At 59.4% G+C, this 5,811-nt stretch carries 9 protein-coding genes; 2 read left to right on the plus strand and 7 right to left on the minus strand.

What is annotated here, in order from left to right:
• Positions 1-77: 77 nt before the first annotated feature.
• The gene (locus tag KBY85_RS15570) at positions 78-254 is read right to left on the minus strand and encodes a hypothetical protein (RefSeq protein ID WP_254962375.1); all 177 of its coding nucleotides are present in this window, start codon (positions 252-254) and stop codon (positions 78-80) included.
• Positions 255-611: 357 nt separating this feature from the next.
• Here KBY85_RS15570 and KBY85_RS15575 point away from each other — a divergent pair, with 357 nt between their 5' ends.
• A complete protein-coding gene (locus KBY85_RS15575) occupies positions 612-1,199 on the plus strand; it encodes a sigma-70 family RNA polymerase sigma factor (protein ID WP_254930883.1) in 588 nt (195 codons plus the stop codon).
• Between the two features lie 138 nt (positions 1,200-1,337).
• On the opposite strand, the gene KBY85_RS15580 is transcribed toward KBY85_RS15575, so the two are convergent.
• Positions 1,338-1,523, minus strand: coding sequence for a hypothetical protein (locus KBY85_RS15580; protein ID WP_254930879.1), 186 nt, complete (start codon positions 1,521-1,523; stop codon positions 1,338-1,340).
• Positions 1,524-1,667: 144 nt separating this feature from the next.
• On the opposite strand from KBY85_RS15580, the gene KBY85_RS15585 reads away from it, so the two are divergent.
• Positions 1,668-1,880 carry a hypothetical protein gene (locus tag KBY85_RS15585; protein WP_254962376.1) on the plus strand — a complete coding sequence of 71 codons (213 nt, stop codon included), beginning with the start codon at positions 1,668-1,670 and terminating at the stop codon, positions 1,878-1,880.
• A gap of 348 nt (positions 1,881-2,228) precedes the next feature.
• Here KBY85_RS15585 and KBY85_RS15590 read toward each other — a convergent pair whose 3' ends face one another.
• From KBY85_RS15590 to KBY85_RS15610, 5 genes are all read right to left on the minus strand, one after another.
• Positions 2,229-2,474, minus strand: a complete 246-nt coding sequence (locus KBY85_RS15590) for a hypothetical protein (protein ID WP_254930877.1) — start codon at positions 2,472-2,474, stop codon at positions 2,229-2,231.
• 580 nt (positions 2,475-3,054) lie between these two features.
• Positions 3,055-3,273, minus strand: a complete 219-nt coding sequence (locus tag KBY85_RS15595; protein WP_254930876.1) for a hypothetical protein — start codon at positions 3,271-3,273, stop codon at positions 3,055-3,057.
• A gap of 338 nt (positions 3,274-3,611) precedes the next feature.
• Positions 3,612-4,526, minus strand: coding sequence for a histone deacetylase (locus KBY85_RS15600; RefSeq protein WP_254930882.1), 915 nt, complete (start codon positions 4,524-4,526; stop codon positions 3,612-3,614).
• 82 nt (positions 4,527-4,608) lie between these two features.
• Positions 4,609-4,761 (minus strand): hypothetical protein, encoded by a 153-nt coding sequence (locus KBY85_RS15605; protein WP_254962377.1) that lies wholly within the window; start codon positions 4,759-4,761, stop codon positions 4,609-4,611.
• 16 nt (positions 4,762-4,777) lie between these two features.
• A complete protein-coding gene (locus KBY85_RS15610; protein WP_254962378.1) occupies positions 4,778-5,038 on the minus strand; it encodes a hypothetical protein in 261 nt (86 codons plus the stop codon).
• Positions 5,039-5,811: the final 773 nt, after the last annotated feature.

The raw sequence follows: 5,811 nt of genomic DNA on the forward strand, positions 1-5,811 counted from the left end.
GTTCTCCGAACAGGGTCACAGACCGGCCCACCCATTGCCACAGCTGATGTCTGAGGGAGGCGAGCCGTCAGCCCCGGCTACGCCGGGGCTGATCCCCCCGAGTTACACCACTCCATGGGACGCCGCTGCACCTCATGGCACCAGAAGCCACGCACCGTTGAGGCATTGGGCTCTCCCGTCTCCTTAAAAACAGGCTCACCGGTAGCCGGGCAGAAGAAGTTCCAGTCGTCCCGCTCCAGTTGGATCAGTTGCATGGCCGTGAATCGCAGCGAGTTCACTGTTGCCCACCCCTTCCCCTTTGCAGCCATTTCTCATGCGAAAAAGGAGGCTGGGATTGCCGCTTCCCGTTGATGGCCATGCCGGCCTCAGCTTCCCTGCAGCAGTGTCAACTGGGCATCCGATACAGGCCGTGCTGGCAGATCCCTAGGGCTGGGACCTTTCAGCCGTAGCGGGGCCGTTGGGGCTGGTTGCCACCGAGCCGTCAAACACCCACCTAAATCCCTCGTCCAGTCCTCGCGCTGCGTCAAGGATCGGGCCATGCGCCCCGGTGGGGCGTCCTTGTCACATCCCTGCGGCTAGCCGTTGGGGGTGGGGTTCTCTGCCGTCCCCAGATGGCTGCCCCGCTTTCCCGCTCTGCCCTCCGTGCCCGCGATGCCCTGGTGCTCCAGCACCTGCCTCTGGCTGATGCCGTTGCTTCAGCTGTAGCCCGCCGCTTCTTCCCTTTGGTCGAGCGGGAGGATCTGATCCAGGTAGCTAGAGAATCCCTGCTCCGTTCAGTGCTGCGCTGCAAAGCGGGTGAGCCAGCTGAGCCCTATCTGCGCCGCTGCATTTCAGGTGCCCTCCAGCATCACCTGCGCGATCGGGTGCGGCTGGTGCGCATCCCACGCCAGCTGCATGAGCAGGGTCAATGCCCCCTGGGTCATATCAGCCTTGATGGCCACGCCGCTGGCGAGCCCTGCCTGCTCGATCAGCTGGCCAGCCCAGAGCAAGAAGCAGCCGGCCCCGCTGATGATCTGGCGCTGGAGCAGCTAGTAGATCAGCTGCCGGCAGCTCAAGCCACGGCCCTGAGGCTCACCATCCTTGAGGGCCTATCGCTGCGGGCTGCAGCAGAGCAGCTGCAAATCAGCGCCATGTCGGTGCAGCGGGCCCAGAAGAAGGCTCTTGAGGCTCTGCGCAAGCAGCTGGTGGGTGGGGGCTGAGGCCCTCCTCCCCAGTTACTGCTCAAACACGAGCGTGGAGAGCGGCCACCAACCGCTGCCGCCTTCGTCGTAGGCCAAGGCGCTAATGGAGTGGTTCTGAGCTAAGGGGCTCAGATCCAGCGGCTCAGCACCGTCAGTTCAGGCCAGCAGCGGGGCGGCTGCAGCGAGCTCAGTGGTGACCGCAAACCCCACCAGCTCATGCTCCCCAAAGGAGCGCAGAAAGGGCACATCTGCAGCATCGCGGCCGCGGGCAATCAGCACCCGGCCGCAGCGCGGGATGTTGTGGCGGGCATCAAATATGTGCCAGCGGTTTTCGAGAAACACCTAAAACCAGGCAGATAAATCTACGGGCGCATTGGGTTAAAGGAGCCCCCTTAGGGTTGAAGGATGAAGCAGTTGCCGAGTAGGGCGAGACCAAGGTGGTTGGCAGTCGCCGGACAAGTGCTGGCAGCGGCCTTGTTCGTGGCGATGACAGTCAGCGTCCTGCCGGTGCTGTTAATGACAAGTCTCGTCATTGCCCTGATCTTGATTCCGGTGTTGCGTCAACTCAGGAAGGAGGCGGAACGGACCGGGTCTGTCGTGAATGTGCCGGCACGGGAGCAGATGGTCGACATCACACCCCTTCACGAGCGACTCCGTGAAGAGTTTTTGGTGTTTCGCCGTCGTGGTTGGCGCCGATAGGGGTGAACTGGGCACAGCGGCAGCAGGCAGCAATCAGTCCAGCATCCGGATCCAGACCCACCACAGCAGAGCCACCGGCACCATCGCCAGAGCCAGCACAGCTAGGCCCTGAAGCTGTTCTGAGTTCATTGGCCCCACTTTGTGCGAGTAGCAATCAGGACCGCCACAAGCTGCTGGCAGTGTGGCTCAAGGTGAAGGGCTGAGCTCGGGGCCCAGTGCAATCCTTGGCTTCTATCACTCGCCGTCACTTTTTTGGTGGCGTCGCGGGTGTCAAATCAAGGCTGTGACTAGGGTTTGAGTTGTTGCAACTGGGGCTCCCAAAACAAAGTAATAGGCAAAAATGGACTACTAAAAATCCTGATTTGCAATAGATGCATAATTATTATGGTTGCGATATTTATTACTAAATTCTACCTCCAGTTCCCTCCTGATCTGCGTGATTGCTTCCCGCACTGCGGCTTTTTCATTTTCTTCGGAGGTAATTATTTGTTTTGCAACTTCGCGAAGCATTTCAATGTCATCGCAAGCATCAATCTCGCGGAACGCTGTCTCCAGTCGGAACTTTTGCTCCAGTGAAAGTCGGTGATTGGACATGTTATTGGTGGAGCAAAGCCCCATGTAAGGGACCTTGCTGTTTATGGGTTTTACTATTGGACTTCTGAGATTGTAAAAGGGGCTGGGGGGAAGCTTGTAGGCAATGGGTCGACCTCACCATTGGCAAGAGCTCTTGCTCGGATGTACATCTGACTATCCGTTGCGCCCTGAGCTTCCATTGCGGTTGCTACCGTTGCCCAATTTTTAACTTCAGTGGACATTTGAAAGAATGAATGTCAGACCACCCAATGTTCGCGATCACGTCTTGGTGGGTGCGAGGCGGAAAGCCGCACCACTACCGAACTTCAACGATCAGCAAAAATTGTTAGTTAACACATCTCTAAATATTATAGACTTTTGTTTATGGCTCCAGCGGCTGCAGTGAGTACAGCTGCGAATGACAGACTTCCTCTAAGGACGCGGGCAGTGCATAGCAAGCAGCTCCAGGCGGCTATGGCACTGGCGCAGGACCTGCCTGAGCGCCCGGCTGTTTGGTGAGATCAAGGACCAGTAGACCCCGGCTCTCAGCCGATCTGCCCTGCGTGTCCGTAAGCCCTTGTGCTGTGGGCGCAGCAGAGGTTCAGGATTCGTTCAACAGGCTCAGTGCTTCCATCACCTGAAGGCGGATGCCGCCCAGCCGGGTCCAGGCCCGTACCGCATCCTTTCTGCTCTGGTAGGGGCGCCAGTCATCCTCAGCGATGCGGCGCTGGAAATGGGCTGCCACACGCAGGGCAACGGCGACATCGCTTCGCCTTACCAATCGCAGCGTTTTCCCTCCGATCACCACATCAGCAGGCATAGCGTTGTGGAGCAATCAGGAATTGACCAGGCTCATTCTCTGTCCTCCCCAGCCCCCTCTCGAACCAGAATCGGGAAACAGCCTTTGGTCCATTCACCAGAATATGCATCGTCACCGCAGTAATTAATAGTCCCATCATGCGCTGCTGCTGTGCCAACAACCTTTTGCCCGGTGTCAACTACGTACGCGCCAGCCTATCTAATTGTCGCCGTGCAAACCTTTGGCTTCAGGGAGAAAACTTCCGCAGGCCGGCAGCCGTAGGTGATCAGGGCCCACGTAGGCCACGAACACTTGTGCCCTGCTCACCAGCTACATCTGGGCGGATGATTGAGATCTGTTTAGAGCCGATGAAGTCTGGCCTGCTCTGCGGCGGCCCGGAACACCAGGCTGTGGCGCTCTACGAGTGGCTCCAATAGGTCGTAGCCGCCACCTATCACGGTGGCAATTGGGATGCCGCGCCTTAGGCAGGCATTGAGCACAAGCCGGTCGCGGTTTAGTAGCCCTTCGCTACTTAGGCAGAGCCGTCCGAGGCGATCGTCTCTATGGGGATCCACCCCTGCGTTGTAGAGCACTAGTTGGGGCCGATGCTGATCGAGCAGGTCGGGAATTAGATCGCCGATAGCTCTGATGTAGTCAAGGTCTTCCACCCCATCGTCAAGGTCGACGTCGACGTCGCTGCTCTGTTTACGCAGCGGAAAGTTGCTGGCGCAGTGGACGGAGAAAGTGAACACCCGTGGGTCCGTAGCAAAGATCGCCGCTGTGGCATCACCCTGGTGCACGTCGAGATCGACCACCATTAATCGCTCCACGGCGCCCTCGGCCAGGAGCACACGGGCCGTCACGGCGCAGTCGTTGAAGATGCAAAAGCCACTGCCGTAATCAGAGAAGGCATGGTGAGTGCCGCCGGCAAGGTGGCAGGCCACCCCGTAGCGAAGCGCCAATCGGGCTGTGAGCACCGTCCCCCCAACCGCCAGCCAGGTGCGCTGCACTAAGGGAGTGGTGGCGGGAAGACCGATACGGCGCTGATCGGCGGCACTGAGTTTGTCTCTGGCGAAAGCCTCGTGGTAACTGCGTTGATGTACCAGCTCGAGCCAGCGGCGGGGTGCTGGTAGAGGTGTGTGCAGCTGGCTCGGCGACGCTATCCCCTTCTTCAGCAGCAGGGAGTGGAGCTGCTGGAATTTCGCCATCGGAAAGCGATGGCTGCTCGGCAGCGGAGCTGAATAGGCCGGGTGGTAGACGATCGGAGGGCCCAGGGCAGAGTCCTTCTCAGCGACGATCTCAGAGAAACAATTTAGAAGGCCAGGACCGCCATCCACCCGCTGATGGAAGCTGCAGTCAGGGCTGAGCACCCTCGGGGATTGCAAGAGGATCTGGTAGACCCTGGCTGATCACAAGGGCGCGCTTGTAGATGGCGCCTGAGGTCTGGCCGGCAGCCTCCATGGCAGTGCGCATGTTCTGCCAGTAGTGGAGTTTTTGCTCTTGAGTCATTAGTGCTACTGCGATTTCAGGCGCAAACGGTCTCTCTGCCGCGGCGCCGGCCCAGCGGTTCGATCCATTCGTTCACCACAACCTTGTGCTGAACAAGTCGACTTGGCAGGCGGCAGCCAAGGTTGATCTGCCCCTCGTCCATTAGGCGCCCCAACCGAATCGCCAGGGCTTCTTCGTGGCGGGCAAAAGCAGCCTGCTGGGAAGCGACCCAGGCGATCTTTCGTTCCGTGATCACACCGCTGGAGAGGGACTCCAGAAAGACTTCTCCGACAGTCATGAGAGCCATGTAACGACTTCGTTACATGCTGTCGCGCCCGGCCTCGCTGTGTGGCTCGAGCGGGCTCGGGGGACTGGCTAGGGCAGGTGGCTGACTAGAGAACGCCAGTCTTTACAGAAGCGTTGGGGCTCAGTAATTGGAGGCTTTATCCCCTCCCTGCACTTCCGCCGCGTTGTGGGGCTCCAGCCAGGCATCAGGTCGCCTTTGGTCAGTCGATGGCCCAGCTGGCGGTCAGTGCCTATCAGCTCCTGGCGGCTATGGCACTAGCGGTCGACCTGCTGAAGCACCCGGCGGCTGTCAGGCGACATCGAAAACTGAGCCACCTGGCGGACGATCCATCGAGCAATCCACCTGGGGTCAGTCCTTGTTCCGCTCGCGGCGGAGGGGGATGCGGTTTGGTATCGACCCGCCAATGGGTTTCTTCGCTGCAGCGATGCCCTCAGACCTCAATCACCCCGCCACTGGCGATTTGATCGTGTTGGCGGGCGATGAGCAGCTTTGGCGGGTCGGCTGGCATGGGGCACCCATCTTGGTCGTCACCAAGGGCGGGCCGGTTGGCCGATCCCAAATGCAAAACCTGGAACAAGGTGGGGGATATGAAGCTTGTGCCCTGGCTAGAAGCAGGCAGCTGAGCCAAGCGCTCCTCACCAGGAGTAGAACGGCTGTACTGCTGCCGAAGCTAAGATGTTGGCCGACCTGCCCATTGGAGGACCTGTCCCCTACCGCCAGGGCTCATTAGGTGAGGACTTAGATCTCCATGCTGCACTGATTCC

It is taken from the genome of Cyanobium sp. BA5m-10 (assembly GCF_024346255.1).
GTDB classification, from domain to species: domain Bacteria; phylum Cyanobacteriota; class Cyanobacteriia; order PCC-6307; family Cyanobiaceae; genus Cyanobium_A; species Cyanobium_A usitatum.

What these genes read in the sequence shown, in the direction of transcription:
- KBY85_RS15570 (WP_254962375.1), bottom strand. Translation starts at nt 254, where the DNA reads ATGCAACTGATCCAACTGGAGCGGGACGACTGGAACTTCTTCTGCCCG.
- KBY85_RS15575 (WP_254930883.1), top strand. Translation starts at nt 612, where the DNA reads ATGGCTGCCCCGCTTTCCCGCTCTGCCCTCCGTGCCCGCGATGCCCTG.
- KBY85_RS15585 (WP_254962376.1), top strand. Translation starts at nt 1,668, where the DNA reads ATGACAGTCAGCGTCCTGCCGGTGCTGTTAATGACAAGTCTCGTCATT.
- KBY85_RS15590 (WP_254930877.1), bottom strand. Translation starts at nt 2,474, where the DNA reads ATGTCCAATCACCGACTTTCACTGGAGCAAAAGTTCCGACTGGAGACA.
- KBY85_RS15595 (WP_254930876.1), bottom strand. Translation starts at nt 3,273, where the DNA reads ATGCCTGCTGATGTGGTGATCGGAGGGAAAACGCTGCGATTGGTAAGG.
- KBY85_RS15605 (WP_254962377.1), bottom strand. Translation starts at nt 4,761, where the DNA reads ATGACTCAAGAGCAAAAACTCCACTACTGGCAGAACATGCGCACTGCC.
- KBY85_RS15610 (WP_254962378.1), bottom strand. Translation starts at nt 5,038, where the DNA reads ATGACTGTCGGAGAAGTCTTTCTGGAGTCCCTCTCCAGCGGTGTGATC.